The organism is Pseudomonas sp. TNT2022 ID642 (assembly GCF_028656995.1).
Taxonomy (GTDB): domain Bacteria; phylum Pseudomonadota; class Gammaproteobacteria; order Pseudomonadales; family Pseudomonadaceae; genus Aquipseudomonas.
The window spans coordinates 216,893-243,307 of the sequence record NZ_JAMDGW010000007.1; the positions used below are offsets into that span (position 1 = coordinate 216,893).

At 58.1% G+C, this 26,415-nt stretch carries 17 protein-coding genes; 9 read left to right on the plus strand and 8 right to left on the minus strand.

Annotated features, from left to right (window positions below):
* Positions 1-4 precede the first annotated feature (4 nt).
* Complete coding sequence (locus tag M5G26_RS06850) at positions 5-3,184, plus strand: efflux RND transporter permease subunit (protein WP_150692379.1); 3,180 nt, start codon at positions 5-7, stop codon at positions 3,182-3,184.
* Positions 3,181-4,602, plus strand: coding sequence for an efflux transporter outer membrane subunit (locus tag M5G26_RS06855; RefSeq protein WP_038367645.1), 1,422 nt, complete (start codon positions 3,181-3,183; stop codon positions 4,600-4,602). The genes M5G26_RS06850 and M5G26_RS06855 overlap by 4 nt, the downstream gene beginning before the upstream one ends.
* A gap of 196 nt (positions 4,603-4,798) precedes the next feature.
* On the opposite strand, the gene M5G26_RS06860 is transcribed toward M5G26_RS06855, so the two are convergent.
* From M5G26_RS06860 to M5G26_RS06870, 3 genes are read right to left on the minus strand one after another with little or no spacing between them, the layout of a single operon-like run.
* Entirely contained in the window at positions 4,799-5,743 is a 945-nt protein-coding gene (locus M5G26_RS06860; protein ID WP_273914810.1) for an HlyD family efflux transporter periplasmic adaptor subunit, read from the minus strand.
* 4 nt (positions 5,744-5,747) lie between these two features.
* A complete protein-coding gene (locus tag M5G26_RS06865) occupies positions 5,748-5,948 on the minus strand; it encodes a DUF1656 domain-containing protein (protein ID WP_134177420.1) in 201 nt (66 codons plus the stop codon).
* Entirely contained in the window at positions 5,938-8,073 is a 2,136-nt protein-coding gene (locus M5G26_RS06870) for an FUSC family protein (RefSeq protein WP_273914811.1), read from the minus strand. Before M5G26_RS06870 ends, M5G26_RS06865 begins: the two co-directional genes overlap by 11 nt.
* A gap of 171 nt (positions 8,074-8,244) precedes the next feature.
* Here M5G26_RS06870 and M5G26_RS06875 point away from each other — a divergent pair, with 171 nt between their 5' ends.
* The 3 genes from M5G26_RS06875 to M5G26_RS06885 all read left to right on the plus strand — a co-directional run bounded on the left by M5G26_RS06875 (position 8,245) and on the right by M5G26_RS06885 (position 12,601).
* On the plus strand, positions 8,245-9,300 hold the full coding sequence (locus M5G26_RS06875; protein ID WP_134177418.1) for a tetratricopeptide repeat protein: 1,056 nt from the start codon (positions 8,245-8,247) through the stop codon (positions 9,298-9,300).
* A 131-nt stretch (positions 9,301-9,431) separates the two neighbouring features.
* Positions 9,432-10,934: an ATPase domain-containing protein gene (locus M5G26_RS06880; RefSeq protein ID WP_273914812.1), complete on the plus strand. Its 1,503-nt coding sequence runs from the start codon at positions 9,432-9,434 to the stop codon at positions 10,932-10,934.
* A complete protein-coding gene (locus tag M5G26_RS06885; protein WP_273914813.1) occupies positions 10,931-12,601 on the plus strand; it encodes an ATP-binding protein in 1,671 nt (556 codons plus the stop codon). Before M5G26_RS06880 ends, M5G26_RS06885 begins: the two co-directional genes overlap by 4 nt.
* Positions 12,602-12,741: 140 nt before the next feature.
* Here the strand turns inward: M5G26_RS06885 and M5G26_RS06890 are convergent, their stop codons facing one another.
* From M5G26_RS06890 to M5G26_RS06910, 5 genes are read right to left on the minus strand one after another with little or no spacing between them, the layout of a single operon-like run.
* Positions 12,742-13,119 carry a response regulator gene (locus tag M5G26_RS06890; protein WP_053119909.1) on the minus strand — a complete coding sequence of 126 codons (378 nt, stop codon included), beginning with the start codon at positions 13,117-13,119 and terminating at the stop codon, positions 12,742-12,744.
* A 44-nt stretch (positions 13,120-13,163) separates the two neighbouring features.
* Positions 13,164-14,378, minus strand: a complete 1,215-nt coding sequence (locus M5G26_RS06895) for a hybrid sensor histidine kinase/response regulator (protein WP_273914814.1) — start codon at positions 14,376-14,378, stop codon at positions 13,164-13,166.
* Positions 14,372-14,965 (minus strand): chemotaxis protein CheB, encoded by a 594-nt coding sequence (locus M5G26_RS06900; protein WP_150692375.1) that lies wholly within the window; start codon positions 14,963-14,965, stop codon positions 14,372-14,374. The genes M5G26_RS06895 and M5G26_RS06900 overlap by 7 nt, the downstream gene beginning before the upstream one ends.
* A complete protein-coding gene (locus M5G26_RS06905) occupies positions 14,962-15,795 on the minus strand; it encodes a CheR family methyltransferase (RefSeq protein WP_134177415.1) in 834 nt (277 codons plus the stop codon). Before M5G26_RS06905 ends, M5G26_RS06900 begins: the two co-directional genes overlap by 4 nt.
* Positions 15,795-19,286, minus strand: a complete 3,492-nt coding sequence (locus tag M5G26_RS06910; protein ID WP_273914815.1) for a response regulator — start codon at positions 19,284-19,286, stop codon at positions 15,795-15,797. Before M5G26_RS06910 ends, M5G26_RS06905 begins: the two co-directional genes overlap by 1 nt.
* Before the next feature lie 262 nt (positions 19,287-19,548).
* Between M5G26_RS06910 and M5G26_RS06915 the strand changes: the two genes are divergently transcribed.
* The 4 genes from M5G26_RS06915 (at position 19,549) to M5G26_RS06930 (ending at position 26,392) form a co-directional block, all read left to right on the plus strand.
* Positions 19,549-19,911, plus strand: a complete 363-nt coding sequence (locus M5G26_RS06915) for a response regulator (RefSeq protein ID WP_273914816.1) — start codon at positions 19,549-19,551, stop codon at positions 19,909-19,911.
* A 176-nt stretch (positions 19,912-20,087) separates the two neighbouring features.
* Complete coding sequence (locus tag M5G26_RS06920; protein WP_273914817.1) at positions 20,088-23,987, plus strand: hypothetical protein; 3,900 nt, start codon at positions 20,088-20,090, stop codon at positions 23,985-23,987.
* A gap of 89 nt (positions 23,988-24,076) precedes the next feature.
* The gene (locus M5G26_RS06925) at positions 24,077-25,387 is read left to right on the plus strand and encodes a glycosyltransferase (RefSeq protein WP_273915162.1); all 1,311 of its coding nucleotides are present in this window, start codon (positions 24,077-24,079) and stop codon (positions 25,385-25,387) included.
* Between the two features lie 117 nt (positions 25,388-25,504).
* Positions 25,505-26,392 carry a phospholipase gene (locus M5G26_RS06930; RefSeq protein WP_273914818.1) on the plus strand — a complete coding sequence of 296 codons (888 nt, stop codon included), beginning with the start codon at positions 25,505-25,507 and terminating at the stop codon, positions 26,390-26,392.
* Positions 26,393-26,415: the final 23 nt, after the last annotated feature.

Consider the following 26,415-nt stretch of genomic DNA (forward strand, 5'->3'; position numbering starts at 1 on the left):
TCCGATGAATTTTTCCCAATTCTTCATTTCACGGCCGATCTTCGCAGCGGTGCTTTCGCTGCTGATCCTGATCGCCGGTGCGATCTCGCTGTTCCAGCTACCGATCAGCGAATACCCGGAAGTCGTGCCACCGACCGTGGTGGTGCGTGCCAACTTCCCGGGCGCCAACCCTAAAGTCATCGGTGAAACCGTGGCCGCTCCGCTGGAGCAAGCCATCACCGGCGTCGAGAACATGCTGTACATGTCCTCGCAGTCGACCGCCGACGGCAAAATCACCCTGACCATCACCTTCGCCCTGGGCACTGACCTGGACAATGCGCAGGTGCAGGTGCAAAACCGGGTGACCCGTACCGAACCGAAGCTTCCCGAGGAAGTGACGCGCATCGGTATCACCGTCGACAAGGCTTCGCCCGACCTGACCATGGTTGTGCACTTGACCTCGCCGGACAAGCGCTACGACATGCTCTACCTGTCCAACTACGCAATCCTCAACATCAAGGATGAGCTCGCTCGTCTGAACGGTGTCGGTGACGTGCAGCTGTTCGGTATGGGCGACTACTCGCTGCGGGTGTGGCTCGATCCGAACAAGACTGCTTCGCGCAATCTGACTGCAACCGATGTGGTCACCGCGATTCGTGAGCAGAACCGTCAGGTCGCGGCCGGTCAATTGGGGGCGCCCCCTGCCCCGAATGCCCAGAGCTTCCAGCTGTCGGTCAACACGCAGGGCCGTCTGGTCAGCGAGGAAGAGTTCGAGAACATCATCATTCGCGCAGGCGACAATGGTGAGATCACTCGTCTCAAAGACATCGCTCGCGTTGAACTCGGTTCCAGTCAATACGCCCTGCGCTCGTTGCTGGACAACCAACCGGCGGTGGCCATCCCGATCTTCCAGCGCCCTGGCTCCAATGCCATCGACATCTCGAACGAAGTTCGCGGCAAGATGGACGAGCTGAAGAAAAACTTCCCGCAAGGCATGGACTACAGCATCGTCTATGACCCGACGATCTTCGTGCGCGGTTCGATCGAGGCGGTGGTTCACACCCTCTTCGAAGCACTGATCCTCGTGGTACTGGTGGTGATCCTGTTCCTGCAAACCTGGCGCGCCTCGATCATTCCGTTGGTGGCGGTGCCGGTATCGTTGATCGGTACGTTTGCGGTAATGCATCTGTTCGGCTTCTCGCTCAACGCGCTGTCCTTGTTCGGATTGGTGCTGGCCATCGGTATCGTGGTCGACGACGCCATCGTGGTGGTGGAGAACGTCGAACGGAACATTGAACTCGGACTGACACCGGTCGAAGCCACCAAACGGGCGATGCGTGAAGTGACCGGCCCGATCGTTGCCACGGCGCTGGTGCTGTGTGCGGTGTTCATTCCGGCAGCGTTCATCTCCGGTCTCACCGGGCAGTTCTATAAGCAATTCGCACTAACCATCGCCATTTCCACGGTGATCTCGGCGTTCAACTCGCTGACCCTGTCGCCAGCGCTGGCCGCTGTATTGCTGAAAAGCCATGACGCACCGAAAGACCGCTTCTCCAAGGTGCTCGACAAGATCTTCGGTGGCTGGCTGTTCCGTCCGTTCAACCGCTTCTTCGATCGTGCCAGCCATGGCTACGTCGGCACCGTGCGCCGGGTTATCCGTAGCAGCGGCATCGCCCTGCTGTTGTACGCAGGCCTGATGGTGCTGACCTTCTTCGGTTTCTCCAGCACGCCGACCGGCTTCGTACCGGGCCAGGACAAGCAATACCTGGTGGCCTTCGCGCAACTGCCCGATGCTTCGAGCCTGGATCGCACCGAAGAAGTCATCAAGCGCATGTCCGACATGGCGCTGAAACAGCCAGGCGTGGAAAGCGCCGTAGCGTTCCCGGGGCTGTCGATCAACGGCTTCACCAACAGCCCGAACGCCGGCATCGTCTTCGTGACGCTGAAACCGTTCGACGAGCGTAAAGACCCGAGCATGTCCGCCGGTGCAATTGCCGGCGCCTTGAACGGCCAGTACGCAAACATTCAAGAGGCGTACATGGCGATCTTCCCGCCACCGCCGGTACAAGGTCTGGGCACCATTGGTGGTTTCCGCCTGCAAATCGAAGACCGGGGCAACCTGGGCTACGACGAGCTGTACAAAGAAACCATGAACATCATCAACAAGAGCCACAGCGTGCCGGAACTGGCCGGGCTGTTCACCAGTTACACCGTGAACGTGCCACAAGTCGATGCCGCCATCGACCGTGAAAAAGCCAAGACCCACGGCGTGGCCGTCAGCGACATCTTCGACACCCTGCAGATCTACCTGGGTTCGCTGTATGCCAACGACTTCAACCGCTTCGGGCGCACCTATCAGGTCAACGTTCAGGCCGAGCAGCAGTTCCGCCTCGAATCCGACCAGATCGGTCAGCTGAAAGTCCGCAACAACAAAGGCGAAATGATCCCGCTGGCGACCTTCATCAAGGTCAGCGACACCTCGGGCCCGGATCGCGTGATGCACTACAACGGTTTCATCACCGCAGAAATCAACGGCGCGGCTGCCCCGGGCTACAGCTCCGGCCAGGCGGAAAAAGCCATCGAGAAACTGCTGAAAGATGAACTGCCGAACGGCATGACCTACGAGTGGACCGACCTGACCTACCAGCAGATTCTGTCCGGCAACACCGCGCTGTTCGTGTTCCCGCTTTGCGTACTGCTGGCGTTCCTGGTGCTCGCCGCCCAATACGAAAGCTGGAGCCTGCCACTGGCGGTGATCCTGATCGTACCGATGACCCTGCTGTCGGCCATCACCGGTGTGATCATCTCGGGCGGTGACAACAACATCTTTACCCAGATCGGCCTGATCGTACTGGTGGGACTCGCCTGTAAGAACGCGATTCTGATCGTCGAGTTCGCCAAGGACAAACAGGAAGAAGGCCTCGACCCGCTCGCTGCGGTACTGGAAGCCTGCCGTCTGCGTCTGCGGCCGATCCTGATGACCTCCTTCGCGTTCATCATGGGTGTGGTGCCACTGGTGTTCTCCAGCGGTGCCGGTGCCGAGATGCGTCACGCCATGGGTGTGGCGGTGTTCTCCGGGATGCTCGGGGTGACCTTCTTCGGCTTGTTGCTGACGCCAGTGTTCTACGTACTGATCCGTAACTTTGTCGAACGCGGCGAAGCCCGCAAAGCGGCCAAAGCTCTGAAACTGGAGGCGCAACAATGAGTCTGAAAGTCTTCCTGCCGAGTCTGCTGGTGCTGGCCCTCAGTGCCTGCGCCGTCGGCCCCGACTACAAGACCCCAGCCACGGAGGCGGCCAATATCACGGCCGTCACCGACGGCGCGGCCGGGCAAAAGAACTTCGACCGTTCGAAATTCGAAGGCATCTGGTGGCAGCAATTCGACGATCCGACCCTCAACCAGTTGGTGACCCAATCGCTGCAAGGCAACCGTGAACTGCGCGTGGCGTTCGCCCGCTGGAAAGCCGCCCGGGCGATCCGCGACGATGCCAGCAACGATGCGATGCCGACCATCACCAGCCGCGCCAGCAGTGATCTGGCCAAGGGGCAAATCCCTGGCCAGACCACCGACCGGGTCAATAGCGAACGCTATGACCTCGGTCTGGACATGGCCTGGGAGCTGGACCTGTTTGGCCGCATCCAGCGCAATCTGGAAGCCAGCGACGCCGACCAGCAAGCGGCCGAAGCCGATCTGTACCAACTGCAAGTCACCATGATTGCCGAACTGGTAGACGCTTACGGTCAACTGCGTGGTGCCCAGCTGCGCGAAAAAATCGCCGTGGCCAACCTGAAAAACCAGGAAGAGTCGCGCAAGATCACCATCAGCCTGCGAGACGCCGGTGTCGGTGATCAGCTCGATGTCGAGCGCGCCGATGCGCGTCTGGCCAACGTTGAAGCCACCGTGCCGCAGTTGCAGGCGGAACAGGTTCGGCAGAAAAACCGCATCGCCACCCTGCTCGGTGAGCGTCCGGACAAGCTGACCGTCGATCTGAGTCCAAAAGACTTGCCAGCGATTGCCAAAGCCTTGCCGATCGGTGACCCGGGCGAACTGCTGCAACGTCGTCCGGACATCCTCAGCGCGGAACGCAACCTGGCTTCGGCAACAGCGCGCATCGGCGTCGCGAAAGCCGATCTGTTCCCACGGGTCAGCCTTAGCGGCTTCCTAGGCTGGACGGCCGGGCGTGGTTCGCAGATCGGTTCCTCGGCGGCCAACGCCTGGGCACTCGGCCCGAGCATCACCTGGGCGGCGTTCGACCTTGGCAGCGTGCGCGCCCGTTTGCGTGGCGCCGATGCTGAAGCCGAAGGCGCACTGGCGACTTACGAGCAACAAGTGCTGCTGGCGCTGGAAGAGTCGGAAAACGCTTTCAGCGATTACGGCAAACGCCAGCAACGCCTGATCTCGCTGATCCGTCAGAGCGAATCGAGCCGCAAGGCTGCCGACCTGGCTGAAATCCGCTATCGCGAAGGCACAACTGACTTCCTCGTGCTGCTCGACGCGCAGCGTGAACGGCTGAACGCCGAAGACAGCCAGGCCCAGGCTGAAGTCGACCTGTATCGCGGCATTGTCGCGATCTACAAGGCCCTTGGCGGCGGCTGGCAACCGGAGACTGTTGCCAGCAAGTAATCGATTGTTAAAGAGCTCCTTTGGTTGGCCGCAACCAACCAAATTTTTTGCCCCGCGTATCATTCGGTCGCGGGGTTTTTTTATGCCTCGAAAATCACACCCTCTTCTGTAGGAGCTGCCGCAGGCTGCGATCTTTTGACTTTGCTTTTAAAAGAGCAGATCAAAAGATCGCAGCCTGGGGCAGCTCCTACAGGGATCAGTTTTCCAGCACGGTGACGGTCGCTGTTGTGCCCGCACGCAAGCGGTTTTTGCCGCCGTAGTCGCCATCGATTTCGATCCGTACCGGCACCCGCTGCGCCAGTTTCACCCAGGTGTAACTCGGGTTGATGTTGGCCAGCAGCCGACTGCCCGGCGCGTTTTCGCGGTCGGCAATGGCGAAGGCAATGCTCTGCACCGTGCCACCGAAGGTCTCCCCGCTCATCAATTGCACCCGCACCCGATCGCCCTCGCCGATTCGCGGCAGTTTGGTTTCTTCGAAGTAACCACTGATGTAGAACGAATCACTGTCGACCAGCGCCATCAAAGCGCCGCCGCTTACCGCGTAGTCACCCTCCCGGGTCAGGAGATTGGTCACGTAACCGCTGACTGGCGACTCGACGCGGGTGCGCTGCAAGTCCAGTTCGGCCTGAGTCAGTGCGGCAATCGCCAGCTGCACGTTGGCCTCAGCCAGACCGAGATTGGCCTGATTGCGCAGCAGGTCGGCCTGGGCCACCGCCACATCGGTACTGGATTTTTCCCACTCTTCCCCGGAAATCGCAAAACCCTGCTTGAGCGTACGCCGCCGGCGCTCTTCGCTTTGCCGCTGCTTGAGCAAGGCCTCACTGGCTACAATTGCCGCTTGCGACTGGCCCAGCGTTGCCTTCGCCACTTCCACCGAACGCCGCGAGTGCTCCACCGCGAGGCGATAGCGCGCCGGGTCGATCTCCATCAACAGTTGCCCCTTGTCGACATGCTGGTTGTCCTGCACCGCCAGACTGACAATGCGCCCCGAGACATCCGCCGATAGCGTCACCACATCGGCCCTGACCCGGGCATCGCGAGTCCACGGCGCGCGGGTGTAATGCTCCCAGGCAAACCAGCCGAGCACGATAGCCAACAGCACCACCGCCAACGTGATCAATCGCGTGAATAACACTTTCAAGGCATCAGGCTCCCATCAGCAAAATCAACGTGGCACAGACGCAGGCATATAGCGCGCCTTCGAACAGCGCTTCATGCCAGACCAGACGCAGCACGCCCAGGCGCCGCAATCCCCAGTCCAGCACCATGAAGATCGGTACGGCCAACAGTAACGCCTGGGCAATAGGCGGCAGGTAGACGCCGCCGATCTCGAAATCAATGGGCAAGGGCTGCTTCTCCTTCCGGGACGGAACGCTGGATGGCCTCACCGTGGCGCTGCAGAAATGACACGACGATCAACAGCGCCACACGCATACGAAACAGCGACCAGACATGCTCATGGCTGGCGACGTGCAGCTCATCCAGCTCATCGCCCAATGTATGCAGCGTGGTCAACAACGGCGCCAGTTGCACATCCTGGCGCCCGGCGACAAAGCGCCCGGTCTTGCGCACGGCCGAAGCCAGACGCTGGGTGAAGTCATCTGTCAGCAGCGCATTGTTGTGCGCCTGCTGCCTTAGCTGATGCATTGCCACACCCAGTGCCACGCACGCCAGACTGATTTCATAGAGTTGCTGCACGGCCCGGTTGTTCACCGCTGGCAGCAGGCCGAGCATGCTGGTCAGGCGATCGACCATACGGCTTTCAAAGGCAAACTGTTGTTCATCGGTCGCCGGGGTTTTGCTCAGTGCATGCACCTGCTCGCGCGCTTCGTTATACAAACGGCGAAGGCGCCACGCCGGGCGAAACGGGAAAATCCACGCGTAAACGATCAGGGCAAGCATGGCTGCACTGACGTAGGCGCCGGCGAATTCGAACCATTGAATCGCCGTGTTCTGCCCGGTACCGACATTCTGTGGGCCAAGCATGAGAAAGCTCGACAATCCCAGGCCCATGCCGATTCCCGCCGTGGCCGGGCTGGCCAGGCCGATTGCGATCACATACAGCAGCGGCGCCAACACCAATGCCAACAGTTCGAAATCACTGATCGCCGGCACCAGCATGAACTGATAGAACGCCGACACCACCAGCGCCAACCCCAAGCCGCGGGCGTAACTCTGCGCGGCCATCAGCGGACGCGGAAATGTGGCCATCAGCGAACAGAGGATGCCCACCAGAATCATCCCGCCCCGCGCGCCATCCCACGCCGTTTCGATCCAGATCAATCCGGCCACCAGTAGCGCGGTGAAGGCGCGGATCGCATTCATCGACGCCAGGGTGAAATCCAGATGCAGCGGGCTGACCTGACCGCGATAGAGGCAACTGGCCTCGCGCCCTTCTTGAATGGCATCGCTCAGTTCGAGGATCTGCTCCAGTTGCTGCAACAGTCGCGCTTGCTCCCAGCGCAACGCCCAGGCCAGTGAACGCAGTGTGGCGCTCATATCTTCAGTCAGTTGTTCGGCCTGATAAGCCAGCGCCTCGAACTGTTGCTGCAGCGTGATAAACCTGTGACGTGTGGGCTCGGGCAGCGATCGCCCCTGCTCCGCCAACTGATCGAGAAGCGCCAGTTCGTCTGCACGCAAGCGCTGAATGTCCAACGGCAGATCACCCTCCCAGCGCTCGGTGAGCAGTTCGCGCTGATGGCGCAGCGCGGTCAATCGCGAGGTCAACAACATCAGCTGGTTGCCCAACAGCAGTACCAGATGGTTGGCGCTGCGCAACCGTGGCGCATCGAAATACAAGTGCCGTCGCAGGCCTTCAAGGGCACTGATCTCACCGAGCAATTGCATTTGACGGCGCTGGAAATCGGCCTCGCTTTCTTCCGTGCGAAGGACCGCCGCAGCGTGACTGGCGGCCAGTTTGATGACTTGATCAACCTTGGCGAAATAGCCCTTGGCCACCGCTTGCGGGCGTGCCGTCAACAGACTGACCACGCATACGCAGGCTACGGCCAACAGGGTTTCGGTAACGCGGGTAACCGCCAGTAAAAACGTACCGTCCTGATCCGGAATCGCCAATAACGCCACGACCACAGCGGTGTAACCACTGAGCACAAACGCTTGCGAGCTGGTGTAACGCAACAACGTGCCGCCTGCCGTACACAGCGCCAGCCACAGTGCCAGGGTAGTGATGAATGGCAGTGGTGCCTGAGGAAAGATCGCCATGATCAACACCGCCACCGCCGCCCCGAGAGTCGTACCGATCACCTGGCCAAAACTGCGCGCCAGCGCCATCCCGGCCAATGGCTGGCTGACAATCACCACCGCCATGATCGACCACTTGGGCTGATCAAGATCGAACAGAAAGGCCAGATACAGCGTCAACAATCCCGCCGCAATGGTTCGCAGGGCAAACAGCAGAACGGCCTGACCCGGATGAATCACCGCCTTGAAGTAAATGAACAGGGCTTGCATGGGCACACTCAACGAAACGACTTCTGCAAGCGTAGACACTGCATCAAAAACCTGACGGGTAACTGAGTCGACGCAACTTGTAGGGCGATTCGCATGCACAGGGTTTGACTCGTGGCCCGAGCTGACCGAAGCTTGCCGCTCTGCTCAAGTACGCCTGTTTCGGAAACCTGCATGCCTCAGTCTCGCCGCTACCTGCTTATCAGCCTGGGCCTTGTGCTTATCGTCGTCGTGGCCTGGTTGTCGGTGCGCAGCACCGTCCCGGTCATACCCGATGCGATCAAGCACGGTTATAGCGAAGCGCTGGATGCTGCCCGCAAGGGGCAACCGGGCGCGGCGCGTCAGTTGTATCAGCAACTGGGCCGGCCGGACATTTCGGTCAAGCGTCGCGTGTGGCTGCACGGTGAGCTGCCCAATTACCCAAGCCCACAAGCGTTGAAACTGGCCGACACCGACCTGCAAAACGAAGCCCCCGCCGTGCGACTGGCGGCGATCAAAAGCGTGGTGGGACTGGTGCCGGGCGGGCAACGCAGCCTGTTGCTCGGGCCGATGCTCGATGATGAAGATCAAACCGTGCGCTTTGCCGCGATCAACGCCCTGCTCGGCTTGACCCCGGATGAACTGGGTCTGTACTTCGCACCGCTGCAACAAGCAATCGACGGCTGGGAACAAACGCTCAAGGCACAACCGGAAAGCGCCGCCAACTACGCGCAAATCGCCCGGCTGCATCTACACAACGCCGAACTCAAGGAGGCGCAGGTCGCGCTCGATAATACCCTGCGCCTGGAGCCCGGCAATCTGCAGGCGCTGGTGATGCAGATCGATGTCCTCGATCGCCAGGGCCAGACCGACGCCGCCCGGCAATTGCTGGGGCAACAACTCAAAGCGCAACCCGATTCTGCTTACCTGCAACATGCTCTCGGTCTTTGGTTGTTACACCACGATCAGCGCGAATACGCCCTGCTCGGTTTGTCCAAAGCCGTCGAGCTGGAACCCGACAACAAGGATTACCGCTACGACCTCGCCACCACCCTGCACAGCGCCGAAGAACTGGAAGCCGCGCAAAAGCAGTTGCAGGAAATCGTTCAGCGCCACCCTGCTGACCGCAAGGCGCGGGTCTTGCTGATCAACTACTGGAAAGAAAGCGGGCAACTGCAGAACGTGCAGATTCTGTTGGCGCAACTGGAGCAGCTCAACCCGGATGATCCGGCCTTGCAGCAGGGTCTCTGAGCCACTTTCGACAGTGTGTTCGACACATCCGGCAAGGAATTTCGGAACTGCCATCACGGCGCAAGGTCAAGTTATTCAGGCCGCTCGATTAGTTGGCGGCCTCGCTTCCCTTAGTCATGAGAGGGCATTTTTTGTCTACTTCTAACGAGTTGATCAGTGCGAAAGCCGCTACCGGCATTGTGGGTCTGGACGACATCCTCGCCGGTGGATTGTCTCGCGGTCATGTTTTCCTGCTGGAGGGTGAGCCCGGAACCGGCAAAACCACGGCCGCTTTGCATTTTCTCCTGGCCGGCGCGAAAGCCGGTGAACGCTCGTTGTACATCACGCTCTCGGAAACCGAGCGCGAACTAAGGCAAGGGGCTTTGTCCCACGGCTGGACGCTGGATGACAACATCAAGATCTTCGAGCTGACGCCCCCGGAAAGCCTGCTCAATGCTGAACACCAGCAGAGCCTGCTGTATTCCTCCGACCTGGAACTGGGCGAAGCCACCAAGCAGATTTTCGAAGCGGTCGAACGCTTCAAGCCCACGCGTGTAGTGCTCGACAGTTTGTCGGAGATCCGTTTGCTGGCGCAGAGTTCTTTGCGTTATCGCCGGCAGATTCTGGCCATCAAGCATTACTTCGTGCGCTACAACGCCACGGTGCTGCTGCTCGATGACCTGACCACCGAATCCCTCGACAAAACCGTGCACAGCGTGGCTCACGGGGTGATTCGCCTCGAAGAGCTGACGCCCAATTACGGTGCCGAGCGCCGTCGCGTTCGGGTGGTCAAGTACCGGGGCCAGAAGTATCGCGGTGGTTTTCACGATTTCACCATCATGGGCGACGGCGTGCATGTGTTCCCACGGCTGGTGGCAGCTGAACATCGCGGCGAATACGCGCGTCTGCAACTGTCCAGTGGCATCCCGGAATTGGACGCCCTGCTCGGCGGCGGCATCGAAACCGGCTCCAGTACGCTGATTCTCGGCCCTGCCGGTACCGGCAAATCGCTGATCTCGATGATCTTCGCCGCCGCTGCCGTTGTCCGGGGTGAAAAAGCCGCGCTGTTTATCTTCGATGAAGAACTCGGCCTGCTGTTCGAACGGATGAAAAACATCGGCATCGACCTCAAGGCACTGCAAGCCACCGGCAATCTGTTGATCGAACAAGTCGACGCCGCCGAGCTGTCGCCGGGCGAGTTCTCCCACCGTGTGCGACGCTGCGTCGATGAAGGTCAAATCAAAACCGTGGTCATCGACAGCATCAACGGCTATCAGGCCGCCATGCCGGAAGAAAACGCGCTGGTGCTGCACATGCACGAGTTGTTGCTGTACCTGAACCGCAAAGGTGCGGCGACGTTCATGACCGTCGCCCAACATGGTCTGGTTGGCGACATGCAAGCGCCGGTCGACATTACTTATCTGGCTGACACGGTGATTCTGTTGCGCTACTTCGAAGCACTGGGCAAGGTCCGCCGCGCGATCTCGATCATCAAGAAACGCACTGGCAGCCACGAATCGACCATTCGTGAATACCGCATTTCCACCCAAGGCATGACCATCGGTGAACCGCTGGAAGCCTTTCAGGGCGTACTGCGTGGCGTCCCTACCTACCTCGGCGCGAGTAACCCGCTGTTGCAGGAAGAGCACTTGTGACGGTTCAAGTGCCGCTGGCCGAACGGGCGCTGATTCTGGCGCCCGTGGGTCGCGACAGCCAGATTGCGCTGATGATCCTCAACGAGGCCGGTTACGAAGGGCTGGTCACCCCCGGCCTGGGATCGCTGTGTACGGAACTGGAACTGGGTGCCGGTCTGGTGCTGGTCGCTGCTGAAGCGTTGCGCGGGCCGGAACTGGAGGCATTGTTCCTGCACCTGGAACAGCAACCGGCCTGGTCGGATCTGCCGATTGTGCTGTTGACCCATCACGGCGGTCAGGAACAAGGCCCCTCCTCGCGCCTGAGCGATCTGCTGGGCAACGTGACATTCCTTGAACGACCGTTTCATCCCGCGACACTGGTCAGTATGGTCTCGGCCGCGTTGCGCGGCCGACGACGACAATACGAAGCCCGCGATCGGCTGATCGACTTGAGTGAGAGCGAACGGCGCCTGCAATCGACCCTGGAAACCCTTGAGCAACAGGTCGAAGAGCGCACCGCGCAACTGCGTCACAATGAAGAAGCGCTGCGCCAGTCGCAGAAGATGGAAGCGGTCGGCCAACTCACCGGCGGCATTGCCCACGACTTCAACAACATGCTCACCGGCATCATCGGCAGCCTCGAGTTGCTGCGTCGGCGTCTGGCCCGTGGGCGCACGGATGACCTCGATAGCCTGATCGATCTGGGCGTGACCTCGGCCAATCGCGCCGCCGGTCTGACCCACCGTCTGCTGGCGTTTTCCCGGCGGCAGTCGCTCGACTCCAAAGCCGTGCAGATGAACACGCTGGTGCTGTCAATGGGTGAGCTGCTGCAACGCAGCCTCAACGAGAGCATTCAACTGGACATGCGCCTCAACGACAAGTTGTGGGTGGCCGAGGCCGATCCGAATCAACTGGAAAGCGCGCTGCTCAACCTGGTGATCAATGCTCGCGATGCCATGCCGGACGGCGGCAAACTGGTGGTCGAGACCAGCAATCAGGTGCTCAAACGCGACTTCACCGAAGCCTACAGCAACCTCGAACCCGGTGATTACGTGATGCTCAGTGTCACCGACAACGGCAGCGGCATGCCGCAGAGTGTTGTCAGTCGCGCGTTCGATCCATTTTTCACCACCAAACCGATTGGCCAGGGCACCGGGCTGGGCCTGTCGATGATCTACGGTTTCAGCAAGCAGTCTCGAGGCCACGTCTCGATCGACAGCGAAATCGATGAGGGCACCACGGTCAGGCTGTACCTGCCGCGTTTTCGCGGTGAAGAACTGGAAAGTCTCGACGCCGACATTCAACAGGCACCGGATGCGCTGGACGGCGAAACCGTGCTGATCGTCGAAGATGACCCGGCCGTGCGCGTGCTGGTCTGCGCGGTGCTCGGTGAGCTGGGTTATTCCTTTGTTGAAGCCTGGGATGCCGACAGCGCCGTGCCGATTCTGAACTCGACGCAGCGCATTGATCTGCTGATCAGCGATGTCGGCCTGCCGGGCATGAACGGCCGGCAACTGGCGGAAGTTGGCCGACAGTATCGGCCAGGCTTGAAGGTGCTGTTTATCACCGGCTACGCCGAGCACGCGGCGGTGCGCGGCGGCTTCCTCGATTCAGGGATGCAGATGATCACCAAACCGTTCACTTTCGATCTGTTGACCGCCAAGGTGCGGGAGATGATCAAGAGCTGAAACCGCTGAAACGCTGAAACGCTGAAACGCTGAAACTGTAGGAGCTGCCGAAGGCTGCGATCTTTTGATGTTGATGATCAAGAACAAGATCAAAAGATCGTCCGATCGCGGCCCGAGCCTTCGGCAGCTCCTACAGGGCTTTACGCGAGCAATTCCTGAATCTTTTCCTGCAACACATCCAGGTCGAACGGCTTTTCCAGGATCGGCGCCTTGCGCGTGATCGGGCTGCCGGTTTCGCGGATTTCCTGCGGATAACCGCTGATGAAAATCACCTTCAGGTCCGGACGCAATTTGACCGCCGGTTCAGCAATCTGCACGCCGGAGATACCGCCCGGCAAGCGGAAATCGGTGATCAATACGTCCAGATGCGGCTTGCTCGCCAGAATCTCGAACGCCTGCTCGCCACTTTCGGCCTGCAACACGCGATACCCCTGCCCTGACAAGTAATCCGTCAGGACCATCAAGATAACCGGTTCGTCCTCGACGACGAGTACTACATCTTGTGCATCTACGCTCATGGGAAGCCTTTGTTCGGTCAATAGCTGCTGATACGACCGTACGGTCAATCAGAGGTTGCGTCGGATGTGCCGTTTTCCTGAATTGGCAGACAAACGCGAAACTGGGCGCCTTCGTTGATTTCACTCTCGACGACGATGGAGCCGCCATGGGCGGCGACGATCTGCTCGGAAATGAACAGACCCAGCCCGAGCCCGGCCACTACCGTCTTGGCGGAAACCCGTTCGAACTGCTGGAAAATACGTTTCTGGTTCTCTTGGCTGATACCGATACCACGGTCCTGCACCTCGACCCGCGCCTCATCGTCCTCGCGGTAAACACGCACCTGAATCGGGCTTCGACCGCCGTAGCGCAGGGCGTTGGTCAGCAAGTTGGTGACCACCTGCTCGATGCGGAACTCATCCCAATTGCCTTCCACCGGTGCTGGCGCGGTAAACGACACTTCGGTTTCCGCTGCCTCGATCTGTGGCCCGAAGTTTTGCAGCAGATTGCTCACCAGTTGCACCAGATCGAAACGGCTCGGCCGGATCGACAACTTGCCGGTGCGAATGCGCGACACGTCGAGCATGTCTTCGATCAAGCGGATCAGGCTTTTGATCTGCCGTTCATCGCGGTCGACCATGGCGTGCATCTTGTCGAGGGTGAACGCCGCGGCGTTGTCGCGTGCCAGGTGCATCTTGCGCAGTTGGGTTTCCAGAATCAGACCATTGAGCGGCGTGCGCACTTCGTGGGCGACGATGGACATGAAGTCATCGCGCATACGCACCGCCTGCTCCAGCTCCAACTGGGTGCTTTGCAGTTGCTGCAACAGCGCTTCCTGCTCGCGACGGGCCTGCTCCAGCGCTTCGAGCTGTTGCTTCATCGCCTTGCTCTGGCGGTACAGATCGACGAAGACGTTGACCTTGCTCTTCACCGCATGGATATCCAGCGGTTTGTGCAGGAAGTCCACTGCCCCGCTCTCGTACCCCTTGAACGCGTAATTCAGTTCACGGCCGGCAGCGCTGACGAAAATGATCGGGATGTTCTTGGTTTTCTCGGTGCCGCGCATCAACTCGGCGAGCTCGAAGCCGTTCATGCCCGGCATCTGCACGTCGAGGATGGCCATGGCGAACTCGTGCTGCAGCAGCAACGACAGCGCCTCATCCGCCGACAACGCTTTGTAGACGGTACGATCTTCACGCTTGATCAGCGCTTCGAGTGCCAGCAGGTTCTCCGGCAGATCATCGACGATCAGCAGTTTGGCTTGGATATTACTCAACATGCGATTCGTTCCAGCTCGACAAGCAGACGGCCGATGCCGTGAATGGGTAGGACATGATCCGGCTGCTGAATCTTCAGTGCAGCCAAGGGCATGGTAGCGACTTGCGCCTCTTCGGGGTCCTGAACGATGGTCAGACCACCGCGGCGTTTGACTTGTGCCAAGCCGCGCGCGCCATCGTGGTTGGCACCGGTGAGCAAAACAGCGGCCAGTGATTCCCCGTAGGCGTCAGCCGCCGATTCAAACAGATAGTCGATCGATGGCCGGGAATAATGCACGCGCTCTTCAAGGCTCAGCGACAGGCTGCGATCCTGCTCCACCGACAGGTGATAACCCGGTGTGGCGAAATAAACCGTGCCGGGAGCGATGTCCTGCTTGTCCGTCGCCTCTTCCACCGGCAGCATCAGGCGCCGGGCAAACACCTCAGCCAATTGACTGCGGCGCTCTTCGGGCAGGTGCAGCACGACGATGATCGGCAGCACGAAGCCTTGGCGCAGCGGCCCGAGCAGCGCGAGCAAAGCCTCAACGCCACCGGCGGAAGCACCGACCACAATCGCCTCGACGCGAGGTAAATCCACGGCCTCGTTCATTTTTTGCGGTAGATCCGTTCTTGTTTCACCAGCGCTTCGAACTGGTTTGCGTAGCTGGAAAAATCCAGCGTCTCTTTGCTGCCCAGCACCAGAAAGCCGCGATGGCAAAGCGATTCATGGAACAGACCGAACGCTCGATCCTGCAGCTTCTTGTTGAAGTAGATCAAAACGTTACGGCAGGAAATCAATTGGGTTTCGGAAAATACGCTGTCGGTCGCCAGACTGTGGTCGGCGAAGGTCACGTTCTCGCACAGGCTCTTGTCGAAAATCGCGTAACCGTACGCTGCCGTGTAGTAGTCGGCAAACGAACGCTGACCACCGGCCTGCTGATAGTTGGCGGTGTACGCGCGAACATTCTCCATCGAGAAAATCCCCTGCTTGGCCTTGTCCAGCGAGCGTGGGTTGATGTCGGTGGCATAAATGATCGTGCGATCGAGCAGGCCCTCTTCGCGCAGCAGAATCGCCATCGAATAGACCTCCTCGCCCGTGCTGCACCCGGCGATCCAGATCTTGATCGACGGATAAGTGCGCAGCAGCGGCACCACTTCCCGGCGGATCGCGAGGAAGTGCGACGGGTCACGAAACATCTCGCTGACCGGAATCGTCAGCAACTGCAGCAACTGCATGAACGCTGTCGGGTCATGCAGGACCTTTTCCTGCAAAGCCGAAATGGTCGCGCACTCGAACTGGCTCAACGCGTGCTGCACCCGGCGCTTGATCGAAGCGCCGGAGTAATCGCGAAAATCGTAGCTGTACTTGAGGTAAATCGCCTCGATCAACAAGCGCAATTCGATTTCACTGTTTCGTTCGGCTGGCGTACTGCGTTCCACTAAATGCGTTCCATCTTCGGTAACCACACGCGAATCAACGAGAACAGGCGATCCAGGTCGATGGGCTTGGCCAGGTAATCATTGGCGCCTGCCTGCAGGCAGCGCTCCTGATCGTCCTTCATGGCCTTGGCCGTCACCGCGATGATCGGCAGTTTGCGCCAGCGCGGATCCTTGCGGATTTCAATGGTGGCTTCGAAACCGTCCATTTCCGGCATCATCACGTCCATCAACACCAGATCGATGTCCTCGACTTCATTGAGTCTTTCAATCGCCTCACGCCCGTTCCGGCCGATGACCACGACTGCGCCTTTGGTCTCCAGGGCGCTGGTGAGGGCGAAAATGTTACGCACATCGTCGTCCACCAGCAGCACCTTGCGACCCTCGAAGACCTTGTCGCGGCTGCGCGCGGTCTTGAGCATCTTCTGCCGTTCATGGGACAACTGCGATTCGACTTTGTGCAGAAAGAGTGTCACCTCGTCGAGCAGACGTTCCGGCGAACGTGCGCCCTTGATGATGATCGAGCGCGAATACTTGCGCAGTTCGGCCTCTTCATCGCGGGTCAGGTTGCGTCCGGTGTAGACGATGACCGGCGGGAACGAGCAGATGTCTTCGGTCGACATGCGCTTGAGCAGGTCATTGCCGAGCATGTCCGGCAGTTTCAAGTCGATGACCATGCAGTCGTAGATCGTCGTGCGCAACAGCTCCAAAGCGTCCTGCGCAAGACCGACGGCGGTGATTTCGATGTCTTCGTCGCCGATCAGTCGGGCAATGCTTTCGCGCTGCAAGTCGTCATCTTCAACCAACAGCACGCGTTTGACCTTCTGGGTCAGCTTGGCTTCGAGGCGGGCGAACACGTCCTTGAGCTCTTCGCGGGTGGTCGGCTTGACCGCGTAACCGATGGCGCCCATGTGCATGGCCGCTTCGACACGGTCTTCGACGGAAATCACATGCACCGGGATGTGGCGGGTTCCGGCGTGCTCTTTCAGGCGTTGCAGCACGGTGAGGCCAGAGTGATCCGGCAGACGCATGTCGAGCAGGATGGCATCCGGGACGAATTCTTTGGCCAGGTCGTAGCCCTCGTCCGCGCCATGGGCCACCAGACACTGATAGCCGAGTTCGTGCGCCAGATCGTAGAGGATGTGCGCAAAGTTCGGCTCATCCTCCACCACCAGAATGCAGCGCGTGGCGAATGGTGCCTTGTCGCGGTCGTCGGCGAAGCGCGGAATGTGCACCGGCGCCAACGGCGAAACCACCGGCGCCAGTGGCGCGCTGACCATCGTGGCTGGCGGGGTAAAGCTCAACGGCGCAAACGGTACGTCGCTGGACTCGTCGAACTGCTGTGGCAACACCAACGTGAACACACTGCCCTGCCCCGGCGCGCTGCTGACGCTGATCGAACCACCGAGCAAGTTCGCCAGATCCCGCGAAATCGACAGACCCAGACCGGTGCCGCCGTATTTGCGGTTGGTGGTGCCGTCGGCCTGGCGGAAGGCTTCGAAAATGCTCTCCTGCTGGTCGGCGGCAATACCGATACCGGAATCGCGCACGATGAACGCAATGCGATCGTCGGGCTGGCCGGCGATGGTCAGGCTGACGGTGCCTTTCTCGGTGAATTTCACCGCGTTGGACAGCAGGTTCTTGATCACTTGCTCCAGACGCTGACGGTCGGTGTACAGCATGCCCGGTGCGCCAGGTTGCACATCGACGCTGAAGGTCAGCTGTTTGTCTGCCGCCAAAGGTTCGAACACGCTGCGCAGGCCATCGGCCAGACGCGCCACGCTGGCGTTCTCCGGAATCACTTCGAGCTTGCCCGCCTCTACCTTGGAGATGTCCAGAATGTCGTTGATCAGGTTGAGCAGATCGTTGCCGGCGGAGTAGATCGACTCGGCAAACTTGACCTGTTCGGCGCTGAGGTTGTCTTGCGGGTTCTCCGCCAGCAACTTGGCCAGAATCAACGAACTGTTCAGCGGTGTGCGCAGTTCGTGGGACATGTTGGCGAGGAATTCGGACTTGTACTTGCTCGAGCGCTGCAACTCTTCGGCGCGCTCTTCGAGTTGCACCTGAGCCTGATTGAGTTCGGTGTTCTTCAGGTCCATGGCGTCGCGCTGCTCGGCCAAAGTCTGCGCCTGCTCGGCAAGCTGCTCGTTGGTCTGCTCCAGTTCGACTTGCTGGGTTTCCAGATGCGCCTGGGATTCCTTAAGAATCCGCGATTGTTCTTCCAGCTCTTCGTTGGCGGTTTTCAGCTCTTCCTGCTGCACCTGCAACTCTTCGTTGAGCTGCTGGGTTTCGGCCAGCACTTCCTGCAAGCGCTGGCGATAGCGTGCGGCTTCGATGGACGTACCGATGTTGGCGGCAATCAGCTCCAGCAATTCGATATCGCGATCATTGAGCGGCCGCAGGAAACCCAGTTCGATCACGCCGTTGACGCGGTCGTCATCACTGGTCGGCACCACCAGCACACTGTGCGGCAAGCCTTCACCCAGCCCGGAGCTGACTTTGAAGTAGTCGGACGGTACCGAATCGAGACGAATCAGCCGCGCCTGTTGCGCGACTTGTCCAACGATGCCTTCGCCGCTGTAGATCGACTGTTCCTGCTCTTCCTGCTCACGGGAGAAGCCATAAGTCGCCACACGCTTGAGGCCGCCGTGCTCTTCACGCACATACAGCGCGGCTACGGCAGTGCCGAGGTATTGCGCACAGAATTGCAGAATGTTGCGTCCCAACAGATTCAGCGTCAGTTGTCCCAGCACCTGCTCGGCCAGTTCGGTCTGACCATTGCGCAACCACGCCTGCTGTTCCAGACGCTCGGCACTGGCTTGCTGTGCGGCCAGGTTGGCGCCGTAGTTGGTGGACAGATTGACCAGATCACGTCGGCCGATATAGGCCAGCAAACCACTGATACCGGCGATGAATATGAGGTAGAGGCTGATGCTCCAGATCGTAGTGCGGCGCACTTCTTCATTGCGCGTGGTGCGCAAGACCTGTTCGGTCTCGATAACGTCTTCGAATTGCTTGCGGATTTCGTCCGTCAGGCGCTTGCCACGCCCGGCCTTGACCGCGCCCCGGTAATCGCCGCTGGAGCGCTGCAGATCGATCATCGATTGCGCGTAGTTCGCCCACTCGGTCTGCAAGGCCTGCAGGCGGCGCAGACGATCGGTCTGCACCGGGTTGTCGGCCGTCAGCTCAAGCAGCGTATTGAGCGCAACGGTGATGCGCGGCTTAGCCGTCTCATACGGATCGAGGAAGTGCTCGTCACCGCTGAGCAGGAAACCACGCATGCCGGTTTCCAGATCCACAGTCAGCTTCACCGCTTCGTTGGCGTTATTGATCACCCGGTCGGTGTGCTCCACCCACTGGATAACCGACAGCAGATAAGTGATCAGCGACACGAAGAACACGGCACTGAGCACACCGACGCCCAAGGGCAGACTGATGTTGCGGCTCAGGAGTTTGCGAAACCGTTGCTCATCAACCGTAGACGGAGAGGACATGGGCAGCCTTGTCGAACTGTTGAAAAACAGGGAGTTTGCCCCAAAACGACGGTATGGATCCATTTTTCTCACACCTTTCGCCGCAAATTCCTACGTACATCAGCACGTTTACAGCCTTGAACAGTTATCCTTGCGCCCCCGTCTGCAGCTATGCTTTTTTTGTTGCAGGCAGGGAACTTGTGGCACTGCGCCACTTACTGATGCAAGAGCCCGGCACTTTTGATCGACCGGCGACCCTGAACTGACTTTCGAGAGCCTTATTATGTCTGCCAACGTCTCCACCATCCTTGTCGTAGAAGATGACGACATCGTGCGCATGCTGATTGTCGATGTGCTGGAGGAGCTGGAGTTCAAGGTGCTTGAAGCAGACGGCAGCGAACAGGCACTGGCAATGCTTAAAGATTCGAGTCAGCACATCGACCTGATGATGACCGACGTCGGTCTGCCCGGCATGGATGGCCGCGAACTGGCGACCGAAGCACGCAAACTGCGCCCCGCCCTGCCGATTCTGTTTGCCAGCGGTTATGCCGAATCCATTGATGTACCCGCAGGCATGCATGTAATCGGCAAACCGTTTTCAATTGATCAGTTGCGCGACAAGGTAACAGGCATATTGAACGGTTAACTGCCGAACTAACGACCGAAGCAACTTGTTATATCCAAGCACAATTTGCAACGTACCCACGCTGTAATCACGCATCACCGCAGTTCTATCCTGAGTCAACTCTTTAGTCTCTGGCGGCTGATAATTCAGCGCTATCACTAAGGCACTTGATACTCCCTCGACTCAGGATAGAAGGCATGCGCCCCGCCGTAATCAATAACACCCCATTCGTCGATCGTTGTTCTTTCGACAAACAGGAAAGAGCCGCAATCGCCCGGGAGCTGAATGCCTTCATTCTGCGTTCCGCCCCCGTCGTCAGCGCTGGACGGCTTAGCTCAAGCGCGTCTTTGCCGGACACAGCCAGACTCAGCCTGAAGAATCTGTTTATCCGTTACGTTGCCGGCAGCACCTTTGATGACGTGTATGCGCCGGCACGTAAGGCGTTGCAAACGATGATTGAAACAGAAGATTTTTTACTTCTTTGCAAGACCCATGGTTTTTCCGCCAGCGCTCGCATCGGTATCGACGACAAAGCCAATCTTTTTGGAATTGTTGACCAGGTCAAACACGACCTGCCTATTGCCGGAGATGACGAAACGGTCAGGTTGGCAGAGTTTGCGAAGATAACCGGTGGTTACATTTATTCGGGATACGTCATTGGCATAGAACAATGGCTTGCCTTTGAGGGTTTGAATCTACCGCAGACCATTGGCGACATCAGACAATTGATCGCTTATTTGAACTTCGAACTGCCCGCCCCTCCCGCTTCCGGCGATTACCACGAATTACTGAACAGTGACGCAGATTCACCGTTTTATTTATCCCGTGCCACTCGCGAAATCATCAAGCAAGTCATTCAGGAGGCAACTGAAGGCAAGACTACCCTTCTGAAAAAACTGTCCCTCGCCGATTTCAAGCAGATTCCCATTGCCACTAAACGTAGGCACGTAGACGACATCATTACCGACTGTTTGAAGCAGAACTTTGCCAGTGACCTGGGCCGAAAGCTCCATGAGCGCCTGGATTGGCATCTGGAAGCGGACGATCAGCACGTGCGCGCCAATCAGCTGCGAGAAATGCTGCAGGCCGCGCTGGTCATCGATCTGGAATCACGGACCAACCGGCCAATCCTCACCGGTTATGACCTGTATCAACCCGCGAATGCCACGCGCCATGTTGCACAAGTGCGTGAAAGCCTGGAGCAACATCTCGTTGCCGAAGGCTTGATTGAACCGGACTGCGCGCTACTGGCGGCACACTTGATATTGGCCGGCACCGCCGCTGAGTTTCTGATACCTGACATTCCGACCGATCTGACCCTGGAAAAGCCTGGCTGGGTCGTCATCACTCAAGCAGTCGCGTTGATCGAACAGGCCTCACCGGGATCTTCCCGCTTAATGACTTACGCGCAAATCAAGGCTTTTGCAGATCTGGCCCCGCTCTCTCCCGAGCAAATAGAGCAGCACGACGCGGCCGGATTACCCCCTACGATCAATTGGGCGGTACTCAATGGTGTTATCGATTACCGGGCAAAAAAGGATTACGACAAAGCCGCACTGGTCAAAGCGACCTCGTATTTCGAGCGTTATATGGAAGCGCTCAGCCAATCGGAAACAGGCTTGTCAAAAACGCCGCCCGACCGCAGAAAAATCGCCCTTGCGGCATTGAACAAGGTGATGCCCGAAGGCAGCTACCTTGAAAAGAAAGTGTTTTCCATCAAATACCTGAGCAGCTTCAAAGACCGCAGTTGGCTTGAGAGCGTCAAGGCTGCACATCCGGCCGGGATTCTCAGCGAGGTTTATGATCTGTTGCTCAGCGTGACCAATAACAGCGAGTACGCGATAAACAATCTGCTGCGCTTGCGCTTTTCGATACTGGATCTCTACCTGTCCGGCGACCTGATCGAAAAGGGCAAATTAACAAGCAGGTTCCAGCGACAAAGCAGTTTCAAGCCACCCGCTAACGCGTTTGACCGCTTATCCGAACTCGAATCACCGGATGTGTTGTTCGATCAAGCCTTCGATAACTATTACCAGGGCGTGCGCGAGGGAATGTCTTCGGTCATAAAAATGGCCATATCGAACATGTCCGAGCACGATCGCCGTGCGCTGACCTACGGCAACCTGACGCTTTATACCGTCAGAAAGGAAGTCAACCCACTTAATCCAAAAGAAGAAACGCAGTTCGCACGTGATCAAGCGAAAGGCCGCTACGGCATTATTCTGTGCTGCAAAAATGGTGATGCACTGCGTACCTATGAATTGTTCAGCTTGCGCGGGTTGTGTCGCGAACGCGCAGAATTGGTGGCGTTATTGCAAAGCTCCCGGATCATCGATGCTCGCCCGACACTCTCGTATACCGGAAGCCGGTACGATTTCCAGGCAAAGAACAAAGCCCGGGACTGGCCTCTCGATTTCGCGGCTTACAGCGAGGGCAGCGAGCCCCGAAGTGGCGTGAGCTCTCGCGTGGTGGTGGAAAAGCTCTGGCAGCTGAATCTGGATGCCACGGACTTCCGGCCGGTTTCCCTGTTCTTTTCCCGCCAGGTCAATGACATTGCCGAATGCGTACTGACCGACCATCCCGTGGCCAGCCGCGCTGAGTTGTACGCCTCGCTGAATGTAAAGACGGAACTCGAAGAATGGCGCACTACAAAAGAAACCATTGAGCGCCTGGCGATCAACGTGATCGTTCCGTTCAAACAGTGCATTGAAGATATCCGTTCGGGCCGCACTGATCGGGTTTCCGAGGGCGTCGGCGGTTGTGTGCTGGATGGCCTGTCGATCCTCGGCTTGTTGATTGGCCTGGGGGCAACGGCGGCAAGTATCGCCGCCAAAACCGGGTCAACCACGCTCAAGGTGTTGAAAATTTCCAGAGCCGTGGCCCGTGCAGCGCTGTCATTGATCAATCCGCTGGATGGCTTGCCGACCCTCGCACGCAAAGGTGTGCGACTCGCGGGTCGTGGCATCGTGCTTGTGGGTGAAAACGCTTTGAGTACGGCGAGAACCGCCAATGCGCAGCTGCGCAAACTCATCAGTGGCGCGAATGCCTATGACTTGATCAAGGCCGAAAGGCTGACCGATATGCGCCAGGCGACATGGCGCGGGGCAGACGGGGCCGGTCAGGCCGTTGACCTTGCTGTACTCGAACGCAATCAAGCATGGCATGCCATCAGCCTCAAGGTTGACGGTGCCTGGGGGCCAAGGCTGAAGATCCTCGACCTGGGTAAACTGCCACCCTTGAAAAGATTGCTGGGTCTCTTCAAACGCTTGAGTTACACCCGTTGGTACTTGAAGAAAGCCATTCCACATGCCAAAAACAAACTCGACAACTCGCTCAACGCGCTGTTGGAAATCAATCAAAACGACGACATAGGGGCAGTACTCCGGCATGTGTTCGGAACTGATTCCGCCGAAGCCGTCGATCACCTCACAGGCAACTTGCGCGCGATGCGCCGGGACCTTGAGTCCCTCACCTTTCCCAACATTGACTTTCGTCCCTATGAACCCGGCACCGTTGCCGCATTACTGCCTTCGGCTTACAAACGCTGGAGAACCGGGCTCGATACAGGCGTTGAACTGGAGAAGTCAGCGACAAGATTTCTGGCGATCTATCCGGAAAATCTCGACGAGTTCTACAAGTTATCCAGGTATGACGATGCCAGTGTGGGGGACGTACTTGTGCATGAATTGGCCCATGGCGCACCGGACACGCTTGATCTGTATTACGGAAAAATCTATCCCGAGCTCTATCACGCTGAGTTCGATGCCGTCGGATTACTGGAGCTGGCCCGAGATGCGCGCAAGGCTCACCCTGACAACTTGATCAACCCACATCACACACTTGCCCACCGCCCGGGCTTCATTGAATTTGCACAAATCAAGGCCAGTCTGCCCAAGCTGATTCAGGACCACCCCGCGCTTGCGAACGCTGAGTCCTATCTACTGGCTGTTTCGCTACTTGATCAGCACGAGACCCGTCCGGCCATATTGAGTTCCAATGTGAAAACCATCGAGCACGCATTGAAACTCACCGCCCCCGGCACATTCATAAACGGGCCAGTTTTACTCAGCCTTTCCAAGGCGACCCCTTACCCCTGATCCTTTACCGGATGGAGGGCGCACCCGAGCTTTATGGCTGTGGTTTAATTGCGCCCTTTTTTCTCACCTGTTCTAAAGGATCTGCACCCATGACCCAACCCGATAACACCAAAGTCCTGGTCATCGGCTACGTCTGGCCCGAGCCGCGCTCTTCGGCGGCCAGCGGTCATGTGATGCAGATCCTCGAAACCTTTCTGCAACAAGGCTGGGACATCACCTTCAGCAGCCCGGCCGGCCCCGGCGAGCACAAGGCAGATCTTGCCGCACTCGGCATTCGAGAAGTACCGATCGAACTCAACAACAGCAGCTTCGATGCGTTCATCAGCGAACTGGCACCGGACATCGTGCTGTTCGACCAATTCATGATGGAAGAACAGTTCGGCTGGCGAGTTGAAAAATACTGCCCTCAGGCGCTGCGAGTGCTGGAAACATCGGACTTGCAAAGTCTGCGGCATGCGCGTCACCAACGGCTCAAGTCTCGTCTCAAGGTCAATTCAGACCTGAATGATTTCAGTGATGTTTTTGCTCCAGACCTGCGCGACGAGTTCGGGCTGATGGCCGAGACCGATCTGGCCAAACGTGAAATCGCTGCGCTGTACCGTTGCGATCTGAACCTGATGATCTCCGAAGTGGAAATCCAATTGTTGATCGAACAGTTCGGCCTGCCTCAGCAGTTGCTGCACTGGTGTCCGTTAATGATCGATCCGCCTGCGGCCGCACCTGCCTCATTTGCAGACAGGGCGAACTTCTTGAGCATCGGCAACTTCCGTCATGCGCCCAACTGGGATGCCGTGCTGTGGATGAAAACCACGATCTGGCCGCTGATTCGCCAACAATTGCCCCGGGCACAACTGCACATCTACGGCGCCTACACGCCGCCGAAAGCCACTGCGCTGCATAACGCCAGCGAAGGTTTTCACATCATGAACTGGGCCGAAGATGCGTTGCAGGTCATGTCTGCCGCGAGGGTGTGCCTGGCACCTTTGCGCTTTGGTGCCGGGATCAAGGGGAAACTGGTCGATGCCATGCTGTGCGGCACCCCCAGCGTCACCACACCGGTTGGCGCCGAGGGCATGCACGGCGATCAGACCTGGCCGGGCTTTGTGACGAGCAGCGCAGTCGAGTTCGCCAACAATGCCGTTGCGCTCTACCAGGAGGAGACGCGTTGGCAGGAGGCCCGTCTGGCGGGATATACGCTGCTGAGTCAACGCTACTCACAGTCAGTACATGGTTTGGCATTGATAGAAAAACTGCGTTATTGCCAACAAGACTTACATAACCTCAGAGCCAAAAACTTCATTGGCAGTATGCTTCGCCATCATTCGCACAAGAGCACTCAATACATGGCTCAATGGATCGAAGTTAAAAATCGAAGCACCCAGCAAGTACCGGACATATAACCAAACCGTTCCACACGACTTGCATTAAAAGCCAACTTTGCGGAAAACCCGGCACCCGCTATAAACATCCTGCGCGCAACTCCAATAACTTTAATTTTCAAACGCAGGATGTACAACATGAACACTCTTGACAACTTCCAAACTTACCAATGGATGGCTGACTCACCGCAAATCGACAACTTGTCGCTTTTCGAACTGAGTTTGCCGGGCGCCCATAACGCTGGCTGTGACTGGGAAGCGAGGTATGCACTGATACCCGGTAAAAACTGGCTCGCCTGCCAGGATGTATCGTTTTATTCGCAATTGAATCGTGGTGCTCGAGCCCTCGACGTACGCCTGACTTACGATAGCAAAGCGCAAGGACTGGCAAAGTTCCGCTTTCACCACAACGGATACCTTTCTTCCCGTACGCTTGAAGATCTTGTGCGTGACGTAAAAGCTTTTTATGAAAGAAACATCAATGAATTCATTATTCTGGACTTTCATGAATTGGGGACCGGCAAGGACGCATTCGATCATTCGGAGTTTCAAGCGTTGATACTGGAACACTTGGGCGAACGAATGATCCCGACCCGCAATCTGCAGCAGACACTTGGCCAGCTCAAAGCGATCAGCCCGTTGCAGCGAATCATGGTGGCAGCCCCCATGACCTGGGACACCGAGGACTACCGTATTTATGGAAAAATCCAGCACAAGTGGATCGGAAAGCAGCTTGTCAGTTCGCTCGATCTGCAGGGTTACATCAATCAAGTATTGAGCACACCCAACAGCACACTTCGCCCTTGGTCGCTGTCGGCAACCAGTTTTTCGATTGGCGGCCCTCAGCGAATTCTGGATGATCTCGACTACTGGTTTGACCCGGCCAGATCGGACTGGGCAAAAAAGTGCAACATCATCAATTTCGACTTTATTAAAAATTCGAACATTGTGCTTTTCTGCCAAAAGGTCAATCTGGAAAAAGCCATCGAGAAGTCGCGAAGCACTGTCCGCGAGCAGGCCGTTTGAGTGAAGCTGGCGCAAGCCTCGAA

What these genes read in the sequence shown, in the direction of transcription:
- M5G26_RS06850 (WP_150692379.1), top strand. Translation starts at nt 5, where the DNA reads ATGAATTTTTCCCAATTCTTCATTTCACGGCCGATCTTCGCAGCGGTG.
- M5G26_RS06855 (WP_038367645.1), top strand. Translation starts at nt 3,181, where the DNA reads ATGAGTCTGAAAGTCTTCCTGCCGAGTCTGCTGGTGCTGGCCCTCAGT.
- M5G26_RS06870 (WP_273914811.1), bottom strand. Translation starts at nt 8,073, where the DNA reads ATGCAAGCCCTGTTCATTTACTTCAAGGCGGTGATTCATCCGGGTCAG.
- M5G26_RS06875 (WP_134177418.1), top strand. Translation starts at nt 8,245, where the DNA reads ATGCCTCAGTCTCGCCGCTACCTGCTTATCAGCCTGGGCCTTGTGCTT.
- M5G26_RS06890 (WP_053119909.1), bottom strand. Translation starts at nt 13,119, where the DNA reads ATGAGCGTAGATGCACAAGATGTAGTACTCGTCGTCGAGGACGAACCG.
- M5G26_RS06895 (WP_273914814.1), bottom strand. Translation starts at nt 14,378, where the DNA reads ATGTTGAGTAATATCCAAGCCAAACTGCTGATCGTCGATGATCTGCCG.
- M5G26_RS06900 (WP_150692375.1), bottom strand. Translation starts at nt 14,965, where the DNA reads ATGAACGAGGCCGTGGATTTACCTCGCGTCGAGGCGATTGTGGTCGGT.
- M5G26_RS06910 (WP_273914815.1), bottom strand. Translation starts at nt 19,286, where the DNA reads ATGTCCTCTCCGTCTACGGTTGATGAGCAACGGTTTCGCAAACTCCTG.
- M5G26_RS06915 (WP_273914816.1), top strand. Translation starts at nt 19,549, where the DNA reads ATGTCTGCCAACGTCTCCACCATCCTTGTCGTAGAAGATGACGACATC.
- M5G26_RS06920 (WP_273914817.1), top strand. Translation starts at nt 20,088, where the DNA reads ATGCGCCCCGCCGTAATCAATAACACCCCATTCGTCGATCGTTGTTCT.
- M5G26_RS06925 (WP_273915162.1), top strand. Translation starts at nt 24,077, where the DNA reads ATGACCCAACCCGATAACACCAAAGTCCTGGTCATCGGCTACGTCTGG.
- M5G26_RS06930 (WP_273914818.1), top strand. Translation starts at nt 25,505, where the DNA reads ATGAACACTCTTGACAACTTCCAAACTTACCAATGGATGGCTGACTCA.